Source organism: Mesorhizobium sp. LHD-90, assembly GCF_030929505.1.
Taxonomy (GTDB): Bacteria; Pseudomonadota; Alphaproteobacteria; order Rhizobiales; family Rhizobiaceae; genus Kumtagia.
This window is the reverse complement of sequence record NZ_JAVFVV010000004.1, coordinates 179087-205031: the sequence shown is the minus strand read 5'-3', so window position 1 is coordinate 205031 and position 25945 is coordinate 179087. Positions and strand designations below refer to the sequence as shown.

The following is a 25945-nucleotide window of genomic DNA, read 5'->3' as shown; positions in this document are numbered from 1 at the left end:
TTGCCGGAGATGATGCGCGCCAACAGCGAGAATCGTTTGAATCCTGGGCGGTTTTGGGGGCCTTTTCGTTCACGGTCGGGGCATTTCGCATTGCCGGCGCGTCAATTCCATTCGCGCGCTTCACCAAAATCGAAGCAGCATTGACGGCCGTCGCACGAAGCCCTGCCGACGAGGCAAGACGCGCTCGGTTCGTGCGTCTCGCCTCGTCGCTGTTCGTTCGGACCGTTTTTATCGCCACCCGGCTCACGCCAGTTCGATCGCCTTCTTCTCGGCGATGCTCTGCTCGGCCGCCAGCACGATGCGAAGCGAGTTGACCGCAGCGTCCATGGATTCGGTGAGGTCCAGATCCTCCCGGATGGCCTTCAGGAAAAACGCCTGCTCGCGGTCGCAGAGCTCCTGATGGCCCGGCTCGTCGGTCATGGAAAAAATCTCGTCCGGCTTCGACCAGTTCTTGTCCTTGTCGACGGCGGCGTGGTGGATCTTGATCGCGTCGGTCTTGGTGTGCTTGTCGATGTCGGCGGAGTCGGAGAGCTTCTCCGTTTCGGTGACGCTGCCGCCCTGGTTGGCGACGATCGACACCGCGCCCTTCGGGCCGACCACATCCTTCACGAAGAACGCGACCTCGCTCATCATCGGCCCCCAGCCAGCCTCGTACCAGCCGACAGAGCCGTCGTCGAAGGTGACGTGCAGGTGGCCGTAATTGTCCTTGTCGGCCTCCGCCCAGAGTTTCGCGCCGATGCCGTGGACGCGCACCGGCTTGGCGCCGGTCAACTGGCACATCACGTCGACATAATGCACGCCGCAGTCGACGATCGGGATCAGCGAGTCGATCAGGTTCTTGTGCCAGTGCCAGGCCGGGCCGGATGACTGCTGGTTGAGATTCAAGCGCATCACCAGCGGCTTGCCCAGCGTCTTGCCCATCTCGATGAATTTGATCCAGGACGGGTGGACGCGCAGAATGTAGCCCAGCACCAGTTTCTTGTTCGCGGCGCGGGCTGCGGCGACGACCTTTTCGGCGTCCTCGATGTTGGTGGCGATCGGCTTTTCCATGAAGACGTGGCAGCCGGCGTCGAACGCCTTCAGCGCATATTCGGCATGGGTGTTCGGCCAGGAATTGATCGACACCGCGTCGGGTTTGGCTTGCCTCAACGCTTGGTCAAAATCCTCGTAGAGGGGGTAGTTTTTCAGCTCGTCGGGGATTTTCTTGCCCTTGATCGACCGGCTCATCAGGCCGACGATCTCGAACCCCGGATTGCGGTGGTAGGCGCTGGCATGAGACGCACCCATATTGCCGAGGCCGACGACGAGGATTTTGACTTTGTCCGGCATGGTGCCCTCCCGATTAGTTTGCCATCAAGAAGGCTGGCGCTTCTTCGCACCCCCCTCTGTCCTGCCGGACATCTCCCCCTCAAGGGGGGAGATTGGCCGGCCGCTTGCGACGGCACTGTTCTTCGCCGTCTCCGATTGGCGAAATCCTTGCAACCTCCAATCTCCCCCCCTTGAGGGGGAGATGTCCGGCAGGACAGAGGGGGGTGCGAAGGACCTCGACTTGTCTTCTACACCGCGTCGTCGAACATATGCGCGCGCACGTTCTCGACGTCGATCGCCGCGAACGCGTCGGTCAGCTTGTAGGCATCGGCGTCGGCCTTGACCTTGGCGTGGTCGAAATCGTTGGCGCCCTTGATCAGGTCGTTGGTGCAGACGTCCTCGGCCTTCACCGCCTCCTTGATCTGGCCGAGCTTCAGGGTCAGGTCGAAGAACTGCTGCCAGCTCGACATGTCGTGAGAACCCCAGCCTTCGCGCTTGTCCATGTCGCCGCGGAAGACGTTGTCCTGCTGGAGCAGCGAGGTGGTGCCGAGTTCCGGCCCGGTGTTTTTCGCGAAAGCCGGGAACTGCTCGAACACGGCTTCTACCGCCGCGCGCGGGTTCTGGTGGCCGAATTCCAAGCCCATCGCCCAGCCGCGAAGATATTGCTCGAGGAAAGCCTTCTTGTCCGGGTCGTCGAGATCGGCGGCGCGAATGACAAAGGTGTTGGCCGGCAGCTTGGATTTCTGCACGCCGAGCCAGTAGTCGAATTTGAGGCCCGTTGCGATCCATTCGGCGCGCAGGCCCTCCCAGGAAAGAGCCGCGTCACCCTGGCCGCCAGCAAGCGCGGTGCCCCAGGTCGGCCAGCCGGCCTCGACATATTTCACCTTGGTGACGTCGACGCCCTGGGCTGCGAGCATCGGGTCGGTGATCGCCTGCCAGGCGGCCGAACCGAGCAGCATGGTCTTGCCCTCGAGACCCTTCAGGTCGGCCATGCCTTCGCCCTTGCGGAAGGCGATGGAAAAAGTGTCGCGCGCGCCCATGTGGAACACGCTCTTCAGCTTCATGCCGTTCTGGAGCGCGAAGGAAAAGATGCCCGGAGACGGGAAGCCCATGTCGGCCTGGCCGACGTCGACGAACTTGACGGTCGCGGTGCCGTCCGATGGGCCGGGCTGCATGTCGGTCGGCAGGTCGCCGAAGTAACCCATCTTCTTGGCCGCCCAGTACGGGTAGTCGTCGAGCACCTCCAGCGTGCCGCGCGGCGAGATCCAGGTGAATTTTTCATAGGCCGCGGCATTGGCCCGGAAGGCCGAGCCGCCGAGCGCGGTGGCAGTCACCACCCCGGCGCCGGTCACCTGCAGGAAGGTGCGGCGGGTCATGCCCGTGTCGAACATCGTCATTGTCAGTCTCCCATTGTTTGACGCGTCTGTTCTTTTCGCGCCGGTCTGCGTGCCTGATTTTTTCGGCTACGCCTCCCAGCTCGCCCACTTCTTCCCGATGAAGAAGAAGAGCACGTAGATCAGGATGCCGAGAATCGACAGCAGCAGCACCACCGCGAAGAATTGCGGCATCTGGATCATCGACGAGTAGCTGGTGAGCCGGTTGCCCAGGCCGAAGCCGCCGCCGACCATCTCGGCGCCGACGGCCGTCAGCAGGCCGAAGATCGCGCCGATCATCAGCCCGACCAGGATCATCGGCAGCGCCATCGGCGCACGGATCTTCCAGAATATCTGCAGCGTCGAGGCGCCATAGGAACGCGCCAGCGCGATTTTTGCACTGTCGACGCGGCGAAAACCGGTGGCGGCGTTGATCATCACCATCGGCCCGGCGGCGAGCGCCACGGCGATGATGCGCGGGGTGTAGCCGAAGCCGAAGCGCAGGATGAGCAGCGGCACCAAGGCCAGCATCGGCGTGGTGACGAGCAGAAGGATATAGGGGGCGACGATCTTTTCCGCGAAAGGAAACTGGGTGATGACGGCCGCCATGACCAGCCCGATGATGGAACCGATGGCAAAACCCGAGACGAGCTCGACCAGCGTGTAGCCGAGATGCGGGGCGATCAGCGGGAATTCGTCGACCAGCGCCCAGGCGATCTGGCTTGGCGGCGGCATGATGTAGTGCGGCACCTCGAAGAAGCGCAGCAGGAATTCCGCACCGCCGACGATGATCACCGCCACGGCAATGATGGCGAAAATCTCCGCGCCGGATCTTATGCCGGGCCCGCTGGAGAAGGCCGAAAGGTTGGTGAGGCTGACGTCGCCGCCCTCGCCGGCTTTTGCCTTCTGGAATTCCGGAATGGCGTCGCCCTGGCTCATCGCGGTGCTCCTCCGTTCACCACGGCCAGCGCCGGTTTCGCCTTGGCGCCGATGCGGCCGCCGACAATGTCCATCTTGATGGCGTTGGTGAGGTCGAACACCTCCTTCGTCGCCATGATCTCCAGCGAGCGTGGCCGCGGGAAAGGCACGGGATATTCCTTTGCGACGCGGCCCGGACGCGGCGTCAGCACCACCACCCGATCCGACAGGAAGATCGCCTCTTCGATCGAATGGGTGATGAAGACGATGGTGGTCGGCGCGTCCAGCCAGATCTCCTCGACCAGCCGGTTCATCTCCTCGCGGGTAAAGCTGTCAAGCGCGCCGAACGGCTCGTCCATCAGAAGCACCGACGGTTTCAACGACAGCGCCCGCACGATGGCGGCGCGCTGCTGCATGCCGCCGGACAGTTCGCGCGGGAATTTTCCGCCAAAACCTTCCAGCCCGACGCGGCGCAGGAGGTGGTTTATCCACGCTTTGTCGGGTTGCGTGCCCTTGATCTCGAAGGGGAAATTGATGTTGGCGTCGAGGTTGCGCCAGGGCAGCAGATTGGCTTCCTGGAAGACGATGCCGATGTCGGGATGCGGCCCGGTGATTTTTTGGCCGTCCAGCACCACCTCGCCGGCGGAAAGCCCGTGCAGGCCGGACATCGACCACAAAAGCGTGGTCTTGCCGCAGCCGGACGGGCCGACGATGGAGACGATCTCGTTGGCGCGGACGTCGAGGTCGCAGCGGTCCAGCGCCAGCAGGTCGCCGGAGGCCGTGTGATAGACCTTGGTTGCGGCGCGCACCCCGAGCTTCGGCTTACTGGTATGGCCCGCGTTCATGCACCCTCGGAATTCGCACGATGATCCCCATATCATCCACCCGCGAAAATCAGTCTGTAACTATCCTACTTTTCTGTCAAGCACTCGTAACCGATCGGTTGGAAGTCGACACACGATTTTTCCTATCATATTGTTTTTGCTAGCTTCTATGAAGCATTGCCAAGAATGTTGCTTTCCTACATAATTTGCCAGTCCGCGCGGATCGCGGCACGCGCCGGCAGCGGTGAAAGGACGGAAGCACCTTCATGACGGAAGCTCTCGGCGAGGCTTTGTGGAGCGGCGAGAACGATGCCGACGCGCACGACCCCGCCAAACGCATCCCCGACATCATCTCGCTGGTGAAGGACTCCTACGGTGAGTTGCGACCCGCCGAGCGGCGGGTGGCCGACGTGGTGCTCGACGACGTGCGCTTCGCCATCGACGCATCCAACGCCGCCCTGGCCGAGCGGGCGCAGGTGAGCGAGCCGACCGTGACGCGCTTCTGCCGCGCCATCGGCTGCGAGGGCGTGCGCGACTTCAAGCTGAAGCTGGCGCAGAGCCTGGTGGTCGGCGCGCTTTATCTCGCCAAGCCGCCGCAGCAGCCTTCCAGCGACAACGGCATGCCGTTCTGGAACGCCGTGTTCGGCGAGGCGCGGCTGGCGCTGCAGGAGGCGGAACGCCAGATCGACCCGGCGCAACTGGAGAAGGCGGCCGAGCTGATCGCCAAGGCGCGGCAGGTCGCGGTGTTCGGCCTCGGCGGCAGCTCCTCGGCGCTGGCGCAGGAGACGCAATACCGGCTGTTCCGCTACGGCGTCACCGTCAGCGCGCACAACGATCCCTATGTGATGCGCATGACCGCATCGACGCTGAAACCCGGAGACCTTGTCATCGCGATATCGGCCACCGGCCGCACCCGCGAGGTGGTGGAGGCGGTCGAACTGGCCCGCCACTATCGCGCCAACGCCATCTGCATCACCGCGCCGGACACGGATCTTGCCCGCGCCTGCGACGTGAGGCTGACCGTGGCGGTGCCGGAATATCCCGACACGCTGAAGCCGACCGCATCGCGTTTCGCCTTCCTGGCGGCGATCGACCTGCTGGCGGTAGCGACGGGGTACAGGATCGACGGCCCGGCGCGCGAGACGCTGCGGCGCATCAAATACAACGTCCAGACCTATCGCGCCGGCAAGGAGATGGAGCCGCTGGGGGATTGAGGGCGGGAGACTGTTTGGGTGTTCGTTTCGTGTGGTGGCGCCAAGCTGGAACACCCCTCATCCGACCTCCCCTTTCGGCTCGCTCGCTGCGCTCGCGGCTCAGGGTCGGCCCCCTTCTCCCACAAGAGGAGAAGGGGGAGCCTGCATCGACCTTGCTGCCAATCGCTGGCGCGGAGATTTGCAGAGGCGGAGGCGCGAAACTCCCCCTTCTCCCCTTGTGGGAGAAGGTGGCCGACCCTGAGCCGCGAGCGCAGCGAGCGAGCCGAAAGGGGAGGTCGGATGAGGGGTGCTCCAGCCTGCAAAATCGCTGGCTGGGAAAGCCATTGCGAAGTTTAGTCAAGAAGAGAAAAGCATGCACGAACATTCCGCCACTCAACAGGCCGCCGCATGGCTCGGCGCCTTCGCCAGGGCGCTCGAAACAAGCGACATATTGGCGGCCATCGGCCTTTTCGCCGACGACTGCTACTGGCGCGATCTGCTGGCCTTCACCTGGAACATCAAGACGCTCGAGGGTCGTGACGCCATCCGCGACATGCTGGGAGCGACGCTTGCCGGGACACACCCTACCGGCTGGCGGCTGACCGGCGAGGCATCGGCCGATGGCAGCACTGTCGAGGCCTGGTTCAGCTTCGAGACGGCGGCGGGCCGTGGCGAAGGCTGCCTGCGCCTGATCGACGGCCGGTGCCGCACACTCTTCACCGCGCTCTCCGCGTTGAAGGGTTTTGAGGAGAAGTCGGGGCCGACCCGGCCTCTCGGCGTCCGTCACAAGGCAGACCGGCGGCGCGAGACATGGTCGGAGGCAAGGCGGCGCGAACAGGCCGAGCTTGGCCTAACGGAACAGCCTTTTTGCGTCGTCATCGGCGGCGGCCAGGGCGGCATCGCGCTCGGCGCAAGGCTGAAGCAGCTCGGCGTGCCGACGGTCGTGCTGGAGAAGAACGCGCGGGCCGGCGATTCCTGGCGCAACCGCTACCGCTCGCTCGTGCTGCACGATCCGGTCTGGTACGATCACCTGCCCTACATCCCCTTCCCCGATCACTGGCCGGTGTTCACGCCCAAGGACAAGATGGGCGACTGGCTGGAGATGTACGCGCGGGTGATGGAGCTGAACTACTGGACGAGTTCCACCTGCACGGAGGCGTCCTATGACGCCGACGAAAAGCACTGGACCGTCGAGGTCGACCGCGCCGGCGAGAAGATCGTGCTCAAGCCGAAACACCTTGTCTTCGCCACCGGCGCCTACGGCCCGCCGAAAATGATCCGGCTGCCCGGCGCGGACAATTTCGCCGGCGAGATTCTCCATTCGAGCGCCTATTCGGACGGCCGCAAATTCGAGGGCAGGAAGGTGGCGGTCATCGGTGCGGCGAGTTCCGGCCATGACGTCAGCGTCGACCTGTGGGAAAGCGGCGCCGACGTGACGATGATCCAGCGCTCGCCGACCACCGTGGTGAAATCCGACACGCTGATGGAACTCGCCTTCGAGATCTATTCGGAGGCGGCGGTTGCGCGCGGCATGACCACGGAAAAGGCCGACATGCTGGTGGCGTCGACGCCTTTCGCGCTGATGCCGGAAGGCCAGAAAAAGCTCTATGACCGCATCCGCGTACGCGATGCTGCCTTTTACGAACGCCTCGCCGCCGCCGGCTTCGCGCTGGATTTCGGCGAGGATGAGACCGGCCTGATGATGAAGGCCTACCGCACCGGCTCGGGTTACTACATCGATGTCGGCGCCTCCGACCTGATCATCGAAGGCGAGATCAAGGTGCGCAGCGGCGTGTCGATCAAGTCGCTGGCGCCGGCAGGCATCCTGTTCGACGACGGCACGCAACTCGAAGCCGACGCGATCGTCTGCTGCACCGGCTACCAGTCGATGCACGAGACGGTGGCGCAACTGGTCTCGCGCGAAGTCGCCGACAGGGTCGGCCCGTGCTGGGGGCTGGGCTCCGGCGTGCGCGGCGATCCCGGTCCCTGGCAGGGCGAGCCGCGCAACATGTGGAAGCCGACCGCGCAGCAGGCGCTATGGTTCCACGGCGGCAACCTTGCGCTGTCGCGCTTCTATTCGAAATATGTGGCGCTGCAGATCAAGGCGCGGATGGAGGGGATTCCGACGCCGGTCTACGGGATTCCGCCGGATGCAAGGGGTTGAGGGCCGGAAATCTGGCCCTCACACCACCGCGGTCATGCCGCCGTCGACCGAAATGAGCTGGCCGTTGACATAGTCCGACGCCGGCGAGGCAAGATAGATGACCGTGCCGACAATCTCCTCCGGCAGGCCCCACCGCCGCGACGGCGTGCGGGCCTTGACCCAGGCATCGAAGTCCGGATTGTTGACCAGCGCATCGTTCATTTCGGTGACGATGTAGCCGGGCGCGATCGCATTGGCCTGCACGCCGCTCGCCCCCCATTCGGCCGCCATCTGCTGCGTCAGCATTTTCAGGCCGCCCTTGCTGGTGGCGTAGGGGGATATGGTGGCGCGCGCCAGCAGGCTGGTGGTCGAGCAGATATTGATGATCTTGCCGCGGCCGCGCGCCACCATGCGCCTTCCGGCCTCGCGGCCGATGACGAAGGCGCTGGTCAGGTTGATGTCGATGACCCTTTGCCATTCGGCCGTGGGCAGGTCGACCATCGGCTTGCGCCACTGGATGCCGGCATTGTTGATCAGGATGTCGATGGCGACGCCGTCCGCGTCGAAGCGCTCGAAGGCGGCGAGGATCGCGGCTTCGTCGCGCACGTCGAAGGCGATGCCATCCGCCTGATGGCCAAGGGCGCGGAGATCGTCGACGGCCGCAGCCACGCGCGCCGCGTCGGTGCCGTTGAGGATCACCTTCGCGCCGGCGCCCGCCAATCCTTCGGCGAAGGCGCGCCCGAGGCCGCGCGTCGAACCGGTGATGAGGGCCGTGCGGCCGGTGAGATCGAACAGGGAATTCGGCATTTTCACCTCAGCAATTGCATTTGCCGAAATGCCGGCGGGCGAGGTCGGCATGGGTCTGGCGCCCTGACGGCGCGTATGTTCGCGGCGTGTCCCTGTGCTCGTTCGGCCACCATGCCCCGCCGGCGACAATGCCGTGCGAGATCAGCTCGCGCTCGGCGACGAGCTCCGCGCCGGTGGAATCGAAGAAGCTGACCGGTCCTGCCCGCTCGCCGAGCACGGCGATGTCGGCCGGCCCGCCGACCGCCAGGCATCCGAGCTCCGGCCGGGCGATCGCCTCCGCCGGACGCTGGGTCGACGCCTTCAGCACGTCCAGGAACGGCATGCCCAGCGCCAGCATCTTCGACATGCAGACCATCATGTCGAAGGCGGGTCCGTCCACGTTCAACAGGTGCACATCGCTGCTGATGACGTCCGGCGCCAAGCCTTCCTTCAGCATGGCGCGCGCCACGTCGAAGTCGAACGAACCCATGCCGTGGCCGATGTCGAAGATCACGCCGCGCTCCCGCGCCAGGTGCATGTCGGGCCGCACCGCGCCCGAAGCGAACACCGGCGCGTTGGGGAAGGGTCGGAAACAATGGGTGAGCACGTCGCCCCGGCGCAGGCGCGGCAGCACCTCGGAGCGGCCGGGCGGCGGCTCGTCTATATGCGCCATGAGCGGCAAGCCGGCCTGGTCAGCCGCCTCGACCGCGAGATCGACCGGCGCGATGCCGCTGGTGCCGCTGGCGTGTTTTCCCGCCCGCACCTTCACGCCGACGATCACGTCGCGGTGCTCGTCCACGCAGCCGAGCACCTCGCGCGGCTCGCACAGCCTCAAATCGCTGCATTCGCCGACCATGACATTCTTCGAGAAGCCGAAAATCCCGGCAAACGAGATGTTCACGTAAGCGAGGATGCGGACCTTCGAGCGCTCCATGACATGGCGGCGGAAGCCGAGGAAATTGCCGGCGCCGGCGCTGCCGGCGTCGATGAAGGTCGTGGTGGCGCTGCGCGCCGCAAGCAGGTCGGCGTCGACGCCGAGCGAGGTTCCGCCCCAGTAGACATGGCTGTGCAGGTCGATCAGGCCGGGCGTGACCATGGCGCCGGCGGCGTCGACGACCTCTTTTGCCCTGTCCGCCGGGATGCCGGCTTCGATCGCGGCGATCCTGCCGCCGGCCACCGCGACGTCGCGCGGCGCGTCCAGTCCGGACGCCGGGTCGATGACGCGCCCGCCCTTGAGGAGGAGATCAAACTGCATGAACGACTGCCTCCGCTTTCATTCCGTTGCCTGCCTCGCAGTGGCGCATCCTTCCCGAATACAGGGCGGGACCGGACTGCCGAAAACTCAAACCGGCTTGTAGGCGACCGCCTCGATCTCGACCTTGATGTCGATCATCAGGCGGGATTCGGCGGTGGTGCGCGCCGGCGGCTCCTTGGGGAAGTGTCTTGCATAGACGGCGTTGAAGGCGCCGAAGTCGCGGGCGTCGTCCAGCCAGCAGGTGGTCTTGACGACGTCCTCCATGCCGCAGCCGGCCAGCGCCAGCGCCGACTTGATATTCTGCAGCACCTGCTCGGTCTGCTCGGCGATCCCGCCCTTCACCACGAGGCCGTCGGCGCCGACCGGCACCTGGCCGGAAACGAACACGAAATCGCCGGCGCGCACGGCCGGCGACAGCGGCACATGCGAGGTTCCGAAACACTGTTTTGGCAAGGCTGTCTCCATCGGGCGGTCCGTTCGCCGCCCCGCTTTGCGAAGCGCTTGCAACCGTTCCGCCATCCTGTCTTTCGAGCGGGTCTGGCCGCTTCCTGCGCATCTGCATAACGCTGAACTGGGGACTCGTCCACCAGTCTTGTTGGAAAGCAACACGGAATCTGAAATCCATGTTGCTTTGTTACATGGAGATCAGCATTCTATCGAGAATGGCGGGCGCGGCGACGCCGGCGAAACGGCTGAAGACGAGGCGGAGGGGCGCGGCATGATCGATTTCGGCGGGCGCAAAAAAGAACAACGCGGTTTATCTTTATGAAAGAATTATGAAAGAACCTTGCGATTTTTGGGCAGTATCTTATGAAAGGGAGGAGGCAAATGTAGGAAACTTACATGACAAAATTGAGCGATACGTGGTTGAGACGTACCAAAATAGACAATGGCATCTACGGAGACGGGGATCGCTTGTACCTGCGAGTGCAGGGTAACGCGCGGTCTTGGTTGTTCATCTACACGAGCAAAGGTAAGCGCCGTGAACTCGGTCTTGGTGGGTACCCTGCGGTAGGTTTGAAGGATGCTCGCAAAAAGGCCGGGGAGGTCCGCAACCGACTCACCAATGGCAAGGATCCGATAGCTGAAAAGCGCGAGGAATTGACGGTACTCGCCAAACGCACACTGGGCGAGGTGTGTGAAGCGTATATCAAAGTCAATGAGTCAGGGTGGACCCCAAACGTCGCTGCCAGATATCGGGCATACATCAAGAACCATATCGGCGATACCAGATCGATGCTGATCGAGGATATCACGACCGATCATATCGAGACGGTGCTGATGCCGTCATGGGACACACCGACTGGTGAGTTTTTACGGTCGTTCCTCGAACGCGTCTTCGACTATGCGATGGTCAAAGGCTACCTGCCGCGTGGATTTAACGTCGCTCGGTACAAGGGCAACCTCAAACACATAATGCCCAAGGTCAAACGAACGACCCGGCATCACGCCGCTATGGCTTGGCAAGAGGTACCGGCGCTCATGCGCTGGCTGGAACGTATGTGTGATGCTGACTGCGCGACAGGGAGTCGGTCGTTTCAGGGCGTCGGCGCAATGGCATTACGCTTGACCATCCTCTGCGCGTTGCGTCAGGTCGAGGCACGTGAGTTGCGCTGGTGCGACGTGAAGGCCGATCGGATCGTGATCCCTGCAGAGCGATATAAGACCCGCCGCGAGCATGTCGTGCCTCTGTCTGACGCTGCGAAAGCGATCATTGATGAGGCGGGCCGCGGCAGTAATCGTGATCCAGACGCGCTTGTGTTCGCTGGTCGCCTCGCTAAGCGTCCGTTATCGCAGCACATCTTTTCGTTCCTGTTGAACGATCTTGGGTCCGATGCGACCGTCCATGGTTTCAGGACGTCATTTGCGGTTTGGTGTGTGGAGGGTGGTGGGTTCTCAGATGACATCGCTCAAAGGTGTCTCGGCCATGTGGTCGGAACTGCTGTTGGCCGGGCGTATCAGCGGTCAGATTTTTTCGATGCGAAGCTGGCCGCATTGCAGGGATGGGGTAAGTTCTTGATTGGCGATTGTCCGGTTGACAAACCACGGGCCGCCGCAATGGATACGCCCTGTATGGCGTGACTGAGTCAAATGGTCGCATTGATTCGGTGTCTCTGGACCTGCCGAATCAGCCCTCCAACACGTATCGTGTCACCTAATCAGGAGGGACTATCGAATGGCCGGACGGGTGCTGTCCCCGATCTACCTGGATTCGAGCGAAGCCGACGAATACCCGACTGTAATTTCGCGCCGCCGCAATCGTCGCCGCATTGCGTTCGGCTGGTATGGCGGCAAATTCAGTCACCTTGAATGGCTTCTGCCGCTCCTTCCCAAGGCGCATCACTATTGCGAGCCATTCTCCGGCTCTGCTGCCGTCCTGCTCAATCGCGCACCGTCGCCTGTCGAGACGTACAACGACATTGATGGCGATGTGGTGAACTTCTTTCGGATGTTGCGGGAGCAAGGTCCCGAACTAGAGCGGCAGATTGCCCTCACGCCGTTCTCACGGGAAGAGTACCACAAGGCTGTAAACGACTTCCCGCGAGCGACTACGGCACTGGAGCACGCCCGCAGGTTCTATATCCGCGCTCGACAGACGCGCACTGGGCTAGCTCAGACAGCAACACTTGGTCGATGGGCAAACTGTAAGGACACAAGTCGCAAGGGTATGTCTGGCGTCGTCTCGCGCTGGCTTGGTGGCGTCGAGGCTCTTCCGGAAATCGCAGAACGGCTCCTGCGGGTGCAGATTGAGAACCGGCCTGCCACAGACGTTATCCGGCTCTACGACTCTCCCAAAACCCTGTTTTATTGTGACCCGCCGTACCTGCATGACACTCGCGGCGACAGCAAAGCCTACGGCTTTGAGATGGACGAGGGAGAACATGTAGCACTCGCGACAACCTTGCGCGCATGTAAGGGCAAGGTGGCGGTTTCCGGCTATCGCAACCCTCTTATGGACAAACTTTTCAAGGGGTGGAAGCGGTTCGACGCTCCCGTGAAGATGGCGCATTCCATCAAAAAGGAACGCCAAGAATGCCTTTGGATGAATTATTGAGGTATGGCCGATCTCTACGACAAAGCGCGGGAGTTGCTGGCTGAGGCGTTCTCAGAAGCAGAAGACGATTTTCGTGACGGGAAGCTAATAACGCTTCCCAGTGATGTTATGGGGGCGATCGAGCGCACCTTTGCCTCCAAAACACAAGCTTACCGAGAGGCACTTGTCGGTTGCGCGCTAACAAGGCTGGTCGACGAAACAATTGACGTTCGATACCCAGCGACGGCACACGGGGACAAATCATTCAGCGGCAGAGGCGTCTCCGATCAGGTGGTGGCCCCGTTCCTTCAATCAAAACGGGTTCCTATTTCGGTCTCACCGTATTTGTCAGCCCTTCGTGGTGGCGCGAAATTTGTTCCCGGTGGGCAACCTCGAATTCAGAGAGACCAGCCGGCTTTCGACGCGCTTGTAAAAGCTGTCTCGTATGTCGCCGACGCAAATCCAGATGAAACGAGAGCGCTCCTTCGAAGGCTACTGAGGGAGTTCATCCAGCTACGAGAGTCGGCGAACATTAGTCTTAAGCGGACCGCCAAGCCCAGCGTCTTCCAACTCGACAAAATTGCTGACACGCTCCTGAGAATCAAAAGCGGCGGGCGGATAGCGTCGTTTCTCACAATCGCAATGTTTCAGGCTTTGAGCGACAGGTTTACTCTCGGCTGGGAAGTCGATTTCCAAGGGATAAATGTCGCCGATAAGTTCACCGGCGCGGTTGGCGATGTCACGGTTAAAAAGAATGGCGATGTCGTGCTCGGCGTCGAGATAACCGAACGGCCTATCGGAAAGGCTCGCGTGTCGCTGGTTTTCGAGGACAAGGTTTCGCCGGCCGGGTTGATCGATTACCTGTTCGTGACGACCGCGCTACCCGAAGCCGATGCCATCGTGGCCGCTAAGAATTACACGGCGGTTGGCAACGACATGAACTTTGTCGATCTCCGTCGATGGCTTCACCATTTGTTGGCGACAATCGGACCGGTCGGACGGCTTGCCTTTCAGGACAGATTGATAGCTCAGCTTACGGAGACAGGTGTCCCGGCCGAGCTCAAACTTGCTTGGAACGACGCCCTCGAAGCAGCTATTGGCGGCGCGACTTAACTTCCGGTTTTTTTTTGCCAACGCCTTTATAATGCAATTTCCAGAAATTCGACTTTTGAAAAAACGGGAGCCGACGCCGCCCCCAGCAAGTCGCCCTCCTGCAAGCACCCCGGGGTAGCATCGCCATGCTGTTCACATCGAACAGATAGCTGCCCTCCTGCCGCCTGCTACTTCAACGCCTTAGCGCTTGCCTGTGGCACAGTTCATAAGCACGCTCATAAACAGCGTCGAATTTAATCGATTGAATTTGCATCGATCCTTTTAGGGGTATGTCGCGTATCGTCACACGTATTAACACGCGTCACACGGTATGCCTCGACGGTTGCTTCGCATTTTACCGCGTCACAGTACCCCCTGTTTTGCACGTCGCAGTGACCGCCGTGTCAGCGCTCAGGACGTGTCACGTCTCTTTGGGCAAGAACTTGTCGTGGAACTCGGCGATCTGCTTGTCGAGCTCGGCACGATCCTATAGGAGATGGTGGCCGCCATGGGCTGGCTTTCTTCGATGATTTTCATGGTCGTTTCCTCATCTGCTCGCCGCGAGGCGATCGCAGGTTACACCGAGCACGTACTCGGCAGCAGCTACCTTCACAGGATCGACCGCCTTCGCCTCGTACTTGGCCCATAACCGCTGCGCGCCTTGGCGTCCTCAAACTCCTTCTTGATGAAGGCTTTCGACTCCTGAAGTTGTGAATAGCACGTCAATAAAAATCCTTGGCACTGCAAACAGGACAAACACATGAACCGACCTACTTTTTTCTAGAAGCGATTCTCCGGCAGTACCTCCTCCAGATGTGGCGATAGTTCTAGGGGTTCTAGGGGTTCTAGGGCGGAGATTTTAATGACTTTGTATGGTTTATTTTCGCCTAGGGGGCTTACCCCTAGAAAACAGTCTTGACCCTAGAAAATACGTTAAAGAAATCAATTCACTAGGGGTTCTAGGGGTTCTAGGGTAAAAAAAATGAACCATATATAGTCAAAAAAAGTGAGCTTTTTTTCGCGTGTATGGTGAATATGTTTTTAGGGTACCCCCCTAGACCCTAACCCCCCTAGGGAAAACTCAAGGAACGATAAGACCTAGGGGTTCTAGGGGATCTTTTCAGTGCCATATCGACCATTCAATAGCATCATTATTCCATTCTAACCCAGAAACTTCGTAATGCTTTTCAGCAAGGCGGCGCGACAACCACAGAGAACCTATCCACCGTCCTGTTTGATTTTCATTCTTATACCAATGCTGATCACGACTGATGATCCTTCCGTGCTGGGTCACAACGCTCTTCCCCGCAGCGAATTTGCCGCCGGCACTCATGACCGACAGGATGTATCCAGCTTGGGCGGCGTCCATTCGGTAAGCATGTCCGCTGTCCATCAGCATGCGCAGGAACCATTGAGTCGGCACGTAATGAGCCTCTACAAACTCGCCTTCTGGATAGGATGCGTCGAATGAACGGGCGGAGATCATCTCCATCACCGCTGGATCGAACGGTAGCAGCCCGGCCTCTAGAACCGAATGCAGTATCCGGTTTTTGCCTCGCAACGAGTGAAGCTGCTGGGAGACCAGGGTGCTTGTTTTTGGAATGTTGCGCAGATCGAAATTCGCTAACGGCACCTTGGTCAGAAACTCGAAGAACGCCCACATCTCCACGGCCTCCCCCGTAGCGCCGGATTTACCAATGCCAATCGCTTCATCCAGCGCGGCGAAGTAGGCGGCGTCCTTCTGATGAATCTCGGAACATGTCAGCAGGAACTGGCGCCGATCCCCGAAATCAGCGTTCATGAACCAGTGCTCGTTTGAGGCGAAGATCATGCGGAAAAACTTGCGTGCCTCGAAAGCGTCGATGAACTTCTTTTCGACCGTGTAGACCTCGCCTGTTGTCAGGTTCTTAAAGACGGCGTCAGACGTTTTGTCACCAACCGCGAATGCCTCATCGAAACCGAGAAACAACCGATACAGCATCAAAGCGTTGAAGTTCCTTTTCAGCGACTCCGGATGCGTGAAGATGTGACTGTAGTCTGCACCAATCAGACTTTTGACCAATTCGAGCAGCTTGGTCTTGCCGGTACCTGGTTTGCCGCGAATGCCGATTACGGTCGTGTTGTACTCAAGCGGGAATTGCACCCAATGAGCGAGCCAAAAAAGCAGGTATGCAAAATGTTCCTTGTTGCTGCTGCACACTACAGCATTGAGGTAGTGGTAGATCTTTGGCCATTTGGTCGACCCATCTTCAACCACACCACTCACTGACGGCCAGCCGTGACTATTAGGTTCGTACACGTTTCCTGTAGCGCGTGCCCACGGCCAGCCTTGCCAAACATTGTACTCGCCCGGAATCGCTCCAAGCACCGGTTTGAAAATCTGAGTGTCGTAGCGATCTGCCTCGGGATGGGTTAAATACCAAGGATGCACTCCCTTAAGGACCGGATTTCCGTTTTTATCAATACCGATAAAGACCTTGCGCTCTAGACTGGCGTCCTCGAAAGCCTTCTTGAACATTGGCGGTTGAACCGCGCCGTCGCTTGATCGATTTTTTGGAATTATGGCGAGCTTTCCACCGTAGTTGCGAATGATCCTAAACCGCGACAGACACCATTCTAACCACACGTCTGGGTCATGGTGGCCGCCTTTCATTTGCTCGCTAACAAACTTGACTCTCGCCTTCTGATATTCCTTGAACAGCGCCTTTTCGCTCAGTCGCAATCCCTCTTTTGCGCTCAAAATGTCTATCAAAATGTCCAGATCGATTTCTGACTGCTCCAACCGTGCGGCGTATCGGACGTACTTTCGAGCCTCATCCGCGGACAGCGTGCCTTGAGCCAGCTCCTGCTGAACTTTGGCGACGATCTCCTCAATCGTTCTTAGCGCCGAGACTGCCTTCATGTCGGGATTGACGATCTCAACCCTCGGCGTCTCATGGTCACGCCCTAGCCATTGCGATTCCCACTCGCCCGCATAGAGGCCGCTCTCGTCCTTTGGGTCATCATTCCCCGGGTCAGGTTCCTCGGGGGCGTCAGTTCGGATGAACGTGCAGGTACCGGGGCCGTTGGCAGTTCGGAAGGTCCTGATCTTGTGGACGGTGCCGTCATCAATCGGATTGTTGCAGTTCCCGCATATGCTGGGTTTGGTCTCGGCATCGGACATCATGGCGCTACCATTTCGGTTGGCTAACACTTCGAGTTGGCGAGTGTCGGCCGCGCTAGGCGGTTTTGATGTCGCAGAAGGAGGTCTACGCTACCTCACGGTAGGGTCACTGGCAACGAGTGAGTCACTCCGCAGCTGCTTTTGTAATAAAGTCAGGGGTTGCTGGCGGGACAATCACCTTGGCGAAGGCGTGAGCTAGCTTAACTGCTGGTGCCTTCATCCGCTCACGTAGCTGCGGGAGAGGCAAGACCTCCCGCGTCACCATATGATAGTAATAGCGATCATCCTGCGGATGAACCAGCCATCCTTCTGGCGGCACGAACCGAGCGGGCGCTGCTTCTCCTAGAATGATTTGGCAGTCTGGATAGAAAAACTCCACCAGTTTATCTATCATGTCCACACCAACCCTGTACGTTGATCCTCTCAAAAATCCGTACAATCGCTGTGTTTGAAGTCCAGTCATCACCGCTACATCATATACATTCCCATACTCACGCAACCTTTGGCGGAGATGTTCTTGAAGCTCCGACGGTTTCATTTTGGTTAATCCCTATTTTGTACTTGACAATGCCAATATTATATGCGACAATACAGTGAATGTCAATAGTATACCTTTGGCGTGACTAAATATTGTTTTAATCTATACTACTGGATCAACTAGAGGACAGGACAATGGACACCTACCTGGACGTCAGAATTATAACTCAAGACGATTATGCGCAGGACCCGAAGAATGCAGATGAGGATGAAACTCGGTGGATGATGCACGGCGCTCAAATATTTCTGGACGCGTTCAAGGATACACTTAAACCAAAGAATCAGCGAAAGTTGTGCTTCACCTGCGACTACGAGTTTGATCTCGAAGGTGGCCCTCCTTGCGCTTGCGTCGTAGCGAGAAACAGATTTGAACCCGATAATGGCATGGCCACGGGTGGGGTTATCTGCTGCGAGTGCATAGAAGACGAAGACATTCTATCTCGCGTCAAGGCCGCATTCGGCAAGATTTATCCGGGATCGACTATCCTCCACAACCACTATGCGTGACGTGGCGCCTTAGTGCTTCCAACAGGACAAACACATGACTTGGGGTAGACCGCTACGGCGACCGTCACAGCGTTTGGCCGAGCTTCACTACGAACTGGCCATGGCCTATGCGAGGGCTGGCCTTGCAGTTATGCCATGCTATCCGGACGACGACCGCGCCCCTTTGATCAGCGGTTGGACGACGCAACGCATTCCGGTCGAGCGGGTTCATGCGATCTGGAACCCAGCACCGCACAAGTACGAAACGGGTCATGCCGGCACGTATGCAGGAGCAGCGATTGGCCTTGTAGCTGGACTGTCCGGCCTGCTGGTCGTGGACGATGACATCTACAAGAAGCAGCCGGGCGGCGAGTATGAGGGTGCGGAGACGTTCGAGCGCACTGCGCAGGCAAACCACGATCCGCTGAACGCGGTACCACGTGTAGTCACCCCCAAAGGCGGAATGCACTACTATTTCCGTCAACCTGACGGCATGGCGCTTGGGAATAGCACGGGTTCTTTGCCGAAAGGCACTGACGTGAAAGGCGGCGGGGGATTCGTGTTCGCGCCGGGATCATACACCGTCTTCGGCCAGTACAGCGCTCTAGCGATCGACCAAATCCTAAACGCCCCGCCGGTGCCTGAATGGTTGATTAAAATCCTGCAGCGACCGCTGGCCTTGGATACCCCTCTATGTGTTTTTCCTGTTGGAAGTAGCTCAGAGGCGATCACCGGGTTGCAACTAAGCCTACGGTATCTCGATCCAGATTGCGATCATAGGCAATGGTTCACAATCCTTGCCTGCATCTGGCGCGACACGAATGGCAGCGAAGATGGTCGACAACTGGCGCACGAATGGTCGAGCAAGGGTAGCAAGTATTATGACTCAACCCGTCGGATAAGAGGTCTAGGTTTTGCGAACGGCGCGGATCTGATTGACGTCTACTGGAAGCGAGGATTTCAAATCAAAGGCAAATATTCCGGTGAGCACACACTCGCAATGATGCTCAGGAAGAGTCTTGGATGGTAAGTCACATTTAATATTCAGGATCGATAATAACGATTAAGTATAGATTTCATCGCTACAAATATCGATGTTGCATGTACGATGAACACGTGTTATGATACATGCACGATGAACGAATGTAGCGATATATCCTATGCCTAACCCGCCTGATAATTGGGCGCAACATCCGACGTCCCCGGACTACTGGTGGAACAGCGCGACCAAAGAAGTCATCTTGGCGACAGGGCTGGTTGAGCGTTTCGGATGGAAGATACATCCGACCAACCCGGCATTCTACTATAGAGGGAAAGATGTAATTCTGAAGGAAGAATTGCTGAAAACGCGCATCGTGCATGACGCGCGTATGAACGCGGCGCAATCCCTTAGGGAAAATCTTGTCGCCGATCAAAAGGAAAAGGCTGAGGCGAAACAAGCCAAAGCTGACAAGAAAGCTGCTAATAAGAAAGAAAAGGTTGATATAATCTTTCCGCCATTCGGCTGGCAACCACATCCAACTGCGCCGGGTCACTATTGGAGCACGGTAAGTCGCGAAGTTTTCACGGAAGATGCGCTATATGGCCGGATACGATCAAATGGGATCTATGTCCGAACCGATGCCGAGATTGAAAAGCTAAGACAAGCGATCATAAAATTGCTGCGTGACGACAGTCTTCCTGTGACGGTTAGACAGGTATTCTATCAAATGGTGGTCAAAGGCCTGGTTCCCAAGATAGATAAGGGAGCAGGTAATGGTTACGGTTACACACAGAGAGAATTGCTCAGTCTACGTCGATCAAAGATAATCCCGTACAGTCGAATAGTTGATAGCAGTCGGACCATGTTTAGTGCGTACGACAGTGGCACAACGCGGTCTCCAGATAAATATCTCAAAGATCAGTTAAAAGGTATTGGTGATTTTAGTCACATAGCGATTGGATACGAAATACCATACTGGCACAAAAAGGATGAGCGAGTACAGGTATGGCTCGAGAAGGCAGCACTACAGGAGATTATCCGACCCATCTGCAGCGAGTATCGTGTGCCGCTATATGTGGCACGCGGCTTTTCAAGCGAGACATTTGTGAATGAAGGCGCGGAAGAAATCGCGCTTAATCCCGGCGAGATGAAATGGGTGCATGTGCTGCATCTCGGGGATCGCGATCCGAGCGGCGATAAAGCAGCAAAGGATATTGGGAACAAAATAACAGCGATGGTTAAAGAATTAAATCCGGATATCCTAGTCGACTTTAAGCAGATAGCTGTGACGGATGAACAGATCGAAACGTTAAAACTGCCGACACGACCAACTAAGGTTGGGAATAATCCACATTACGATGCTAGCTGGGATGGCAAAGGCAGTGTTGAGCTTGATGCTATTCCGTCGAAGATTCTACAAGAAATACTTACCAGTGAGCTTGACAAATTCCTTACGCCGAAAGATTTCGAAGAACGTAAGGAAAAGGAGGATGAGGCGCAACAATGGATGCTACCATTCTTGGAACAGATCACGGTTGAAGTGCCTGAAATCTTCCCGCCATACGAGTGGAAGCCTAATCCCACAGAATCCGGCTCCTACCGTCACGAGGAGACCGATGAGGTTCTGACTGAGGAACAGCTTCGCCAGAAACTTGCTGAGAAGCCCAAGGATGAAGAGGAATTGGATTAATCAGTTTCGATCTTAACGCGCATCGTGCATGTCGCAAACGCGTTTTCAGATCGATGACTACCACCACGTAAAGCGTTTCTTGGAGGGCGCGGTACCTAGGGCCTTTAGCGCTTCGGCAACTGGGTTGTAGTCGCTAACGATGCTCCCCGATGACCGCAATTCAGCACGCTCCCTTTCACGGCGCGCAGCACGCCTCTCTGTCTGTTCCCGTTGGAGTCGCAATGCCCGTTCGACCAACGCTTCCCGATGCTTCTGGAGGGCGGATTTCATCCCCAAACCTTTCTTACAGCATTCTCAACCGACCGGATTTCAGCAGCTTCCTTGCGAGCTAGTTCCAGTTCCTCGTCAGTCGCTTGCCAGACTTCGGGCATGTCGATTGATGCCCCCCTCTGCGTACCTTGAACCACCTCAAGTCGCACGATCTCTGGAGGATCAGGTCTCGCCATAAACGATAGCTCGTTCCGCGCGGGATCGATGAACTCACCTGTCGAGCAGACGATGATCTCGATTTCGGGGCCATCACCGGACAGCCGCTCAGGGACCACGAACTCGTTGCCACGAATGTCGGCCAGACGTATCTGGGCCATATTAGAACCCGCTAAGTTGCATCATCTCGACCTTGCCTGCTTCAATGGACGCCTCCCGGCCCATGATTGCGTACCGGCCGGCATCAAGGCAGTGATCGTGTCCCTTGCGCGGAACCTGAGTGCGCTTGCCAGACTGACGGTCCAGCTTCCATTTGTAATGCTTAGTCTCCTCTATGACCGTCTCGCAGTCAGGGTTCACGACAATCCGGTATCCGCGAATGAACCTGATCCCCTCAATGACCGATCCGGCGCCCTTTTTGGCCGTGACGAGATTATACCCTTTGGCGTTGAGCGCGTCGGTCGTGCGCTGCTCCGAGTTGTCAGATGTAACGACTGCATCTTTTTCGTGCAGCACGTGATCGAGCAAGTCGGCAATGCCGTTGGCATCCTCCCCATATCCCACTGCTTCCTTTTCGAAGTAAATGAGCTTGTGCTGTTGGAGCACCCAGACGCGGACCGCTGCGGTCGGATCGTCAACGTAACCGAGGTCGAGACCGTAACAGGGTTCGCCGCCGGCCAGATATTGCCAAGGCACTTCGCCGATCTCGATCTTGTCGTAAACTCGTTCCCCGCCGGCGGAGTCATGCTTGCCCCCGTAGACGTGTTGCCACATCTGCTCGTCGGCGGCCTTGAGACGCCAGTACTCGTCGGCCATAGGCGATGTGAAGAAGGCGGGGTTGTCGTCTTGGGTGGTTTCAAGCAGCAGCAAATGCTGAGGCGGCACGTCTCCGCGATATAACTGCTCGATCGCATCTTGCGGGTCTAATGGGTTCCAGCTTGAGATCAGTTCCGCGCCACGTTCACGAAGAACCCTGACCAGATTCATCAGCGCCTGCATCGAGACGTTGCGAGCTTCGTCCAGCCAGAAGATATCGACGCCATCTAACCCGCGGGTCGTCTCGTCGCTGTCATGCTCAAGGCCACGAAAGAAGGCAATCGACCCCGTGACGCGATTTCGGATCTCAGTATGAAGCACTTCAAAACGGTGAGTCAGACCCAACCAACGGATGGCCCGTTCCAACACTCTCTTGCTGCTGTGACGGATTGAGACCTGGCGCTTACGCAAACCGGCAACGACCGTGTACGCGGCGTCCATACGCAGAATGATGTAGAGGGCAATCGTAGTGGTCTTCGCCGTTCCACGACCGCCGTAAAGCGCTTTGTGGGTGTAGCCGGGGCTGAATAGCTGGAGGTACTTTTCGCACAGAACTAGCTGGCCATTCCAACCCCCAATGGGTCCGGCAACCGATTCCCGCAGCGTCCGTAGCGCTCGATCAGTCGCGGTCGAGTTGGTTAGGAGATTCCATCCGGCTATGCGCATGGAGCGTCAGACCACCTTGCCGGGCGGCGGCTTCTGAATCCTGTCAGACACTTTCTGCGCTGACTTCTTGTCTAGGGCTTGTTCTGCGGCAAGCGCATTAACCTTCGCGCCCAGAATGCCAAGGAGCGTTGCCACGAACTTTTCATCGACGGCCCCTGCGGCAAACGACCTCAAGACGGAGTCAACCGCGTCAACAGGAGCCAGCTCGGTGAGGGCCTGCACATTCGGCACGGCATTGACGACCTGAGCGGGACCGACTGCGCGCTTTAGAATCTCTTCCGCGACCGAAAGCTGATCTTTGAGCGGGGCATTGCTGCCTTTGCGCAGGACGTTCTCGTAAGTCTCAAACGCGGCCTGCAAACTGTCGGCGGCACGAAGACGGACATACGCCTTGGCCTGAGCGACGGACATGACAAAGTTTGGTTTGCCGCCAGCACGCGCGACGTAATGCTCGTGCAACTGGATGCGCTTCTGCTCTTGCTGCGCTTCATAAGCCTTTTTCTGCGCCTCGTAAGCGCCGACTGCTTCGTCATGAGACATGTTCTCGCAGCAGGTAATAAAGTGCTGCTCACGCAACTCAGCAGAGAATGTCCCAATGGGTTCATGCTGACGGGCATCGTACCAAAAATAGAAAGGCATGGCGGAACACTCACATGACTTGAAACGTCGCGTGATACAATATAGTACTGCGCATAGCACGTCAAATAATTGCCTTCAGCAATACCAGTACAAAATGCGGTGCTGATACCATTGTGATTGTACATTAGCGCTAAAGTACTCTATTATATCAGGTGTTTATAACTGTCCTCATTAACTGGATGTCGCTAGCTCCTGTAGCAAACTGAGTCTGATCCTCTTAGTTATAGTGGCATCCAGTCAGGACAGGTTGAGGACAAGACACATGAACTCCATTCCACAAGAATCTCAGGACCGTGAACGTCCTTTCGGCGGTTCTGATGATCCGGTCGGCCGCCTGAATCCTCGCGCCGATGTAGGGCGGCCGACTGCTGAAATGCTCCTTGCATTGCCGAAGTTCGTAACCGGCAAGGACATCTTCTACGGCGTCCCGGTGCCATTCCGCGTCCAACAGAACAAACAACCATCTAACTCGGAGGCGGACTAATGAGCGGCCTTAAGAAGCTGCGGAAACGCGCTTGGCATCACAATGGCAGTCCAGACCTGGCGCGACGCATGGGAGTCACTGCCGACCGCATTCAGCAATTCGCCATCGGCCATGACAAGTTCACGGACGAGCAATTGAACGAGATGGCCAAGTTCTTCGGCTTCGGCGGTTACGACGCCAAGGCGGATGAGGTCACCCCTCTGCGTACCTCGAAGTGACATGCCATGAATCCCTACGTCCTCCCCATCACCAAGACAATAATTCAGAGTCAGTACGTTCGGTCGATTACCGCCAGACTCATTGCTCACTACAACAATGATACCGCGCTCGCTGCGCAGGCTGAGCACGACATGGCCGCTTGTAAGAACATGATGGCCGAACTCGATGCCATTGGCGCGCGGCGCAAGTTCTCTGCAGGTCAGGTCGTCACACTCAAAGCGCCACAGGGATCGGATGGCATCGTCACTGGATGGGCCAGCACGTCTGACCTCGATCTGTACGGCCATAAGATCATGCGCGGCGCGTTCTCGCAGTCGATAAGCTCGCGCGGCCTGACAGGTCCGAGAGCTATCAAGTTGTTGCTCGATCATGACTGGCACAAACCAGCGGGTCTAATCCGTCAACTCGAATACCGTGCCGACAACCTCTGGATCGACGCTCAGCTTGCTTTGGACGTGGAATACGTTCGCGACCGCTACACCGTCATCAAGATGCTGAACGGGTTCAATTTCTCGGTTGGCTTCATCCTTGAAGACTACGAGATCAAGACTGATCCGGTGACGAAAAACGAGTACCTCCAGGTAAATCGCGGCGATCTGTTCGAGGTGTCGGTCGTGGCCTTTCCGGGGAATGAGGCTGCTACCACGGTCGAGGTCCGATCTCTGAGCGACAACGAAAAACTAGAGCGGATGATCGACCAAATTCGCGGACTCAAAAGGGAGCTAGGAAAGTGAGCATCAAAGACACAATCCAGTTGATGAAAAGCGTCGGCTGGACGCCGCAGCTATTCGCTGAATCCTTTAATTCGATGGCCCGCTTGGAGGCCCATGCGGCCTATCTGCGAACGAAACAACGTGCGAGTGCCATACCTCAAGTCGATCTCGCGACGGCTGAGCGGTTCCTGGCCAACGGGACAAGGTTCGGCGGCGTGGCTGAAGATGATCTACTTGATCGGTGGATTGCGCGACGCTCTGGCCAAGGCCATGTCGCCAGACCTATGGGGGGTACCACAGTGACCTTCTTCGACCCTCCAATGGAAAAACAAACTCTCTCCAATGTCTCGCCGCCGTTGTTGCTCCCTCTCGAAGTCGAGGAATCGCAAGACGTCATCACGCTCCAGAACGTGACCAACGAACGGGCGCGGGCAAAGGCACTTGGTATCCGGGGGATTGGTTAGTCGAGGTACGCAGAGGGGTGTATCTAAAGGAGACACCATGGTTGCGCTGGAGTTCTACGCCGACAACCCTGTGCTATCGCAGGAATGTAAGTTTCCTGTCGATGAACTCCTGACCATCGAACTGATCCGCGATCACACCAAAACAGACGACGTTCCGTCCGTGAGCGACGAGCAGTTGAAGCTCTACCGCGCTGCTTCCGTTGAAGCTGCCGAGCAATATACGGGCATAATGCTGCGCGGTTACAAACCGATCACCGAGCAGATCGATTTTCGGATCGGCCACAAGTCGATGCGGTCCGGATACGTCGTCTACAACCTCCACCATCCTTCAACCGACGGCATCGTCTACCTCTACGGGGCGCTGACCACGACGCTTCGCATCCGGCCACGGAGCCGAAAGATTCATATCCCCACAATGGCCATAATGTTGGACGTGAGCAGCGCTTGCTGTCGCGGTCCTTGTGACGAGTTCAACGAGCGTGGCGGGCACGTTCAGTTCGACCTCATGGCCCTTTACCGAACTGGCTTCGCCAAGTGGGACGATCTCCCGAAAGGCATCATTCTCGGAATGCTTAAATTCATCGCTTGGTGCGTAACCCACCCAGGTGACGAACTGATCTCTGTCCGCAACAAAGAGGGCATCAGTGCCGGTCTGATAATGGGCACCAATAACGTAGCGTTCGCCAGCGGGGCATTGGAACTCTGGCGCCAATACGACTCCGTTGCATGAGGTC

At 58.2% G+C, this 25945-nt stretch carries 26 protein-coding genes; 14 read left to right on the top strand and 12 right to left on the bottom strand.

Going from position 1 to position 25945, the window contains the following annotated elements:
- Positions 1-243 precede the first annotated feature (243 nt).
- From RB623_RS06925 to RB623_RS06910, 4 genes are all read right to left on the bottom strand, one after another.
- A complete protein-coding gene (locus RB623_RS06925; RefSeq protein ID WP_308056042.1) occupies positions 244-1329 on the bottom strand; it encodes a Gfo/Idh/MocA family oxidoreductase in 1086 nt (361 codons plus the stop codon).
- A 227-nt stretch (positions 1330-1556) separates the two neighbouring features.
- Complete coding sequence (locus tag RB623_RS06920) at positions 1557-2705, bottom strand: ABC transporter substrate-binding protein (RefSeq protein ID WP_308056041.1); 1149 nt, start codon at positions 2703-2705, stop codon at positions 1557-1559.
- Between the two features lie 66 nt (positions 2706-2771).
- Entirely contained in the window at positions 2772-3620 is an 849-nt protein-coding gene (locus RB623_RS06915; RefSeq protein ID WP_308056040.1) for an ABC transporter permease subunit, read from the bottom strand.
- A complete protein-coding gene (locus tag RB623_RS06910) occupies positions 3617-4444 on the bottom strand; it encodes an ABC transporter ATP-binding protein (RefSeq protein ID WP_308056039.1) in 828 nt (275 codons plus the stop codon). Before RB623_RS06910 ends, RB623_RS06915 begins: the two co-directional genes overlap by 4 nt.
- 245 nt (positions 4445-4689) lie before the next feature.
- Here RB623_RS06910 and RB623_RS06905 point away from each other — a divergent pair, with 245 nt between their 5' ends.
- Entirely contained in the window at positions 4690-5637 is a 948-nt protein-coding gene (locus RB623_RS06905) for a MurR/RpiR family transcriptional regulator (protein ID WP_308056038.1), read from the top strand.
- Between the two features lie 352 nt (positions 5638-5989).
- Complete coding sequence (locus RB623_RS06900; protein WP_308056037.1) at positions 5990-7780, top strand: NAD(P)/FAD-dependent oxidoreductase; 1791 nt, start codon at positions 5990-5992, stop codon at positions 7778-7780.
- Between the two features lie 18 nt (positions 7781-7798).
- On the opposite strand, the gene RB623_RS06895 is transcribed toward RB623_RS06900, so the two are convergent.
- From RB623_RS06895 to RB623_RS06885, 3 genes are all read right to left on the bottom strand, one after another.
- Complete coding sequence (locus RB623_RS06895; protein WP_308056036.1) at positions 7799-8566, bottom strand: SDR family oxidoreductase; 768 nt, start codon at positions 8564-8566, stop codon at positions 7799-7801.
- 7 nt (positions 8567-8573) lie between these two features.
- Positions 8574-9800 (bottom strand): amidohydrolase/deacetylase family metallohydrolase, encoded by a 1227-nt coding sequence (locus RB623_RS06890; RefSeq protein ID WP_308056035.1) that lies wholly within the window; start codon positions 9798-9800, stop codon positions 8574-8576.
- An 87-nt stretch (positions 9801-9887) separates the two neighbouring features.
- Entirely contained in the window at positions 9888-10265 is a 378-nt protein-coding gene (locus RB623_RS06885) for a RidA family protein (RefSeq protein ID WP_308056034.1), read from the bottom strand.
- Between the two features lie 127 nt (positions 10266-10392).
- Here RB623_RS06885 and RB623_RS06880 point away from each other — a divergent pair, with 127 nt between their 5' ends.
- The 4 genes from RB623_RS06880 to RB623_RS06865 all read left to right on the top strand — a co-directional run bounded on the left by RB623_RS06880 (position 10393) and on the right by RB623_RS06865 (position 13947).
- A complete protein-coding gene (locus RB623_RS06880) occupies positions 10393-10569 on the top strand; it encodes a hypothetical protein (RefSeq protein WP_308056033.1) in 177 nt (58 codons plus the stop codon).
- A gap of 74 nt (positions 10570-10643) precedes the next feature.
- Positions 10644-11882, top strand: a complete 1239-nt coding sequence (locus tag RB623_RS06875) for an integrase arm-type DNA-binding domain-containing protein (RefSeq protein WP_308056032.1) — start codon at positions 10644-10646, stop codon at positions 11880-11882.
- A gap of 94 nt (positions 11883-11976) precedes the next feature.
- Entirely contained in the window at positions 11977-12855 is an 879-nt protein-coding gene (locus RB623_RS06870; protein WP_308056031.1) for a DNA adenine methylase, read from the top strand.
- Between the two features lie 3 nt (positions 12856-12858).
- Entirely contained in the window at positions 12859-13947 is a 1089-nt protein-coding gene (locus tag RB623_RS06865; RefSeq protein ID WP_308056030.1) for a restriction endonuclease, SacI family, read from the top strand.
- A 1099-nt stretch (positions 13948-15046) separates the two neighbouring features.
- On the opposite strand, the gene RB623_RS06860 is transcribed toward RB623_RS06865, so the two are convergent.
- Together RB623_RS06860 and RB623_RS06855 are read right to left on the bottom strand one after the other, a co-directional pair.
- Complete coding sequence (locus RB623_RS06860; protein WP_308056029.1) at positions 15047-17092, bottom strand: DUF5906 domain-containing protein; 2046 nt, start codon at positions 17090-17092, stop codon at positions 15047-15049.
- A gap of 121 nt (positions 17093-17213) precedes the next feature.
- A complete protein-coding gene (locus tag RB623_RS06855) occupies positions 17214-17627 on the bottom strand; it encodes a hypothetical protein (RefSeq protein ID WP_308056028.1) in 414 nt (137 codons plus the stop codon).
- A gap of 134 nt (positions 17628-17761) precedes the next feature.
- Between RB623_RS06855 and RB623_RS06850 the strand changes: the two genes are divergently transcribed.
- The 3 genes from RB623_RS06850 (at position 17762) to RB623_RS06840 (ending at position 20784) form a co-directional block, all read left to right on the top strand.
- A complete protein-coding gene (locus tag RB623_RS06850; RefSeq protein ID WP_308056027.1) occupies positions 17762-18133 on the top strand; it encodes a hypothetical protein in 372 nt (123 codons plus the stop codon).
- 73 nt (positions 18134-18206) lie between these two features.
- The gene (locus RB623_RS06845) at positions 18207-19142 is read left to right on the top strand and encodes a bifunctional DNA primase/polymerase (protein WP_308056026.1); all 936 of its coding nucleotides are present in this window, start codon (positions 18207-18209) and stop codon (positions 19140-19142) included.
- Between the two features lie 130 nt (positions 19143-19272).
- A complete protein-coding gene (locus RB623_RS06840; RefSeq protein WP_308056025.1) occupies positions 19273-20784 on the top strand; it encodes a hypothetical protein in 1512 nt (503 codons plus the stop codon).
- 266 nt (positions 20785-21050) lie between these two features.
- Here RB623_RS06840 and RB623_RS06835 read toward each other — a convergent pair whose 3' ends face one another.
- Genes RB623_RS06835 through RB623_RS06825 form a run of 3 tightly spaced genes read right to left on the bottom strand, consistent with a single transcriptional unit; the run spans position 21051 to position 23331 of the window.
- On the bottom strand, positions 21051-21371 hold the full coding sequence (locus tag RB623_RS06835) for a hypothetical protein (protein ID WP_308056024.1): 321 nt from the start codon (positions 21369-21371) through the stop codon (positions 21051-21053).
- A 1-nt stretch (position 21372) separates the two neighbouring features.
- A complete protein-coding gene (locus tag RB623_RS06830) occupies positions 21373-22692 on the bottom strand; it encodes a phage terminase large subunit (RefSeq protein WP_308056023.1) in 1320 nt (439 codons plus the stop codon).
- A 6-nt stretch (positions 22693-22698) separates the two neighbouring features.
- Entirely contained in the window at positions 22699-23331 is a 633-nt protein-coding gene (locus RB623_RS06825; RefSeq protein WP_308056022.1) for a hypothetical protein, read from the bottom strand.
- 262 nt (positions 23332-23593) lie between these two features.
- Here RB623_RS06825 and RB623_RS06820 point away from each other — a divergent pair, with 262 nt between their 5' ends.
- Genes RB623_RS06820 through RB623_RS06800 form a run of 5 tightly spaced genes read left to right on the top strand, consistent with a single transcriptional unit; the run spans position 23594 to position 25941 of the window.
- Entirely contained in the window at positions 23594-23815 is a 222-nt protein-coding gene (locus tag RB623_RS06820) for a hypothetical protein (RefSeq protein WP_308056021.1), read from the top strand.
- Positions 23815-24033, top strand: coding sequence for a helix-turn-helix transcriptional regulator (locus tag RB623_RS06815; RefSeq protein ID WP_308056020.1), 219 nt, complete (start codon positions 23815-23817; stop codon positions 24031-24033). Before RB623_RS06820 ends, RB623_RS06815 begins: the two co-directional genes overlap by 1 nt.
- Before the next feature lie 6 nt (positions 24034-24039).
- Positions 24040-24768 carry an HK97 family phage prohead protease gene (locus tag RB623_RS06810; RefSeq protein ID WP_308056019.1) on the top strand — a complete coding sequence of 243 codons (729 nt, stop codon included), beginning with the start codon at positions 24040-24042 and terminating at the stop codon, positions 24766-24768.
- The gene (locus RB623_RS06805) at positions 24765-25211 is read left to right on the top strand and encodes a hypothetical protein (protein ID WP_308056018.1); all 447 of its coding nucleotides are present in this window, start codon (positions 24765-24767) and stop codon (positions 25209-25211) included. The genes RB623_RS06810 and RB623_RS06805 overlap by 4 nt, the downstream gene beginning before the upstream one ends.
- A 37-nt stretch (positions 25212-25248) precedes the next feature.
- Positions 25249-25941, top strand: coding sequence for a hypothetical protein (locus RB623_RS06800; RefSeq protein WP_308056017.1), 693 nt, complete (start codon positions 25249-25251; stop codon positions 25939-25941).
- The last annotated feature ends 4 nt before the right edge of the window (positions 25942-25945 follow it).

Excerpts from the sequence above, each read along its gene's own strand:
- RB623_RS06925 (WP_308056042.1), bottom strand. The coding sequence starts at position 1,329 with ATGCCGGACAAAGTCAAAATCCTCGTCGTCGGCCTCGGCAATATGGGT.
- RB623_RS06920 (WP_308056041.1), bottom strand. The coding sequence starts at position 2,705 with ATGACGATGTTCGACACGGGCATGACCCGCCGCACCTTCCTGCAGGTG.
- RB623_RS06915 (WP_308056040.1), bottom strand. The coding sequence starts at position 3,620 with ATGAGCCAGGGCGACGCCATTCCGGAATTCCAGAAGGCAAAAGCCGGC.
- RB623_RS06910 (WP_308056039.1), bottom strand. The coding sequence starts at position 4,444 with ATGAACGCGGGCCATACCAGTAAGCCGAAGCTCGGGGTGCGCGCCGCA.
- RB623_RS06905 (WP_308056038.1), top strand. The coding sequence starts at position 4,690 with ATGACGGAAGCTCTCGGCGAGGCTTTGTGGAGCGGCGAGAACGATGCC.
- RB623_RS06900 (WP_308056037.1), top strand. The coding sequence starts at position 5,990 with ATGCACGAACATTCCGCCACTCAACAGGCCGCCGCATGGCTCGGCGCC.
- RB623_RS06895 (WP_308056036.1), bottom strand. The coding sequence starts at position 8,566 with ATGCCGAATTCCCTGTTCGATCTCACCGGCCGCACGGCCCTCATCACC.
- RB623_RS06890 (WP_308056035.1), bottom strand. The coding sequence starts at position 9,800 with ATGCAGTTTGATCTCCTCCTCAAGGGCGGGCGCGTCATCGACCCGGCG.
- RB623_RS06885 (WP_308056034.1), bottom strand. The coding sequence starts at position 10,265 with ATGGAGACAGCCTTGCCAAAACAGTGTTTCGGAACCTCGCATGTGCCG.
- RB623_RS06875 (WP_308056032.1), top strand. The coding sequence starts at position 10,644 with ATGACAAAATTGAGCGATACGTGGTTGAGACGTACCAAAATAGACAAT.
- RB623_RS06870 (WP_308056031.1), top strand. The coding sequence starts at position 11,977 with ATGGCCGGACGGGTGCTGTCCCCGATCTACCTGGATTCGAGCGAAGCC.
- RB623_RS06865 (WP_308056030.1), top strand. The coding sequence starts at position 12,859 with ATGGCCGATCTCTACGACAAAGCGCGGGAGTTGCTGGCTGAGGCGTTC.
- RB623_RS06860 (WP_308056029.1), bottom strand. The coding sequence starts at position 17,092 with ATGATGTCCGATGCCGAGACCAAACCCAGCATATGCGGGAACTGCAAC.
- RB623_RS06855 (WP_308056028.1), bottom strand. The coding sequence starts at position 17,627 with ATGAAACCGTCGGAGCTTCAAGAACATCTCCGCCAAAGGTTGCGTGAG.
- RB623_RS06850 (WP_308056027.1), top strand. The coding sequence starts at position 17,762 with ATGGACACCTACCTGGACGTCAGAATTATAACTCAAGACGATTATGCG.
- RB623_RS06840 (WP_308056025.1), top strand. The coding sequence starts at position 19,273 with ATGCCTAACCCGCCTGATAATTGGGCGCAACATCCGACGTCCCCGGAC.
- RB623_RS06835 (WP_308056024.1), bottom strand. The coding sequence starts at position 21,371 with ATGGCCCAGATACGTCTGGCCGACATTCGTGGCAACGAGTTCGTGGTC.
- RB623_RS06830 (WP_308056023.1), bottom strand. The coding sequence starts at position 22,692 with ATGCGCATAGCCGGATGGAATCTCCTAACCAACTCGACCGCGACTGAT.
- RB623_RS06825 (WP_308056022.1), bottom strand. The coding sequence starts at position 23,331 with ATGCCTTTCTATTTTTGGTACGATGCCCGTCAGCATGAACCCATTGGG.
- RB623_RS06820 (WP_308056021.1), top strand. The coding sequence starts at position 23,594 with ATGAACTCCATTCCACAAGAATCTCAGGACCGTGAACGTCCTTTCGGC.
- RB623_RS06815 (WP_308056020.1), top strand. The coding sequence starts at position 23,815 with ATGAGCGGCCTTAAGAAGCTGCGGAAACGCGCTTGGCATCACAATGGC.
- RB623_RS06810 (WP_308056019.1), top strand. The coding sequence starts at position 24,040 with ATGAATCCCTACGTCCTCCCCATCACCAAGACAATAATTCAGAGTCAG.
- RB623_RS06800 (WP_308056017.1), top strand. The coding sequence starts at position 25,249 with ATGGTTGCGCTGGAGTTCTACGCCGACAACCCTGTGCTATCGCAGGAA.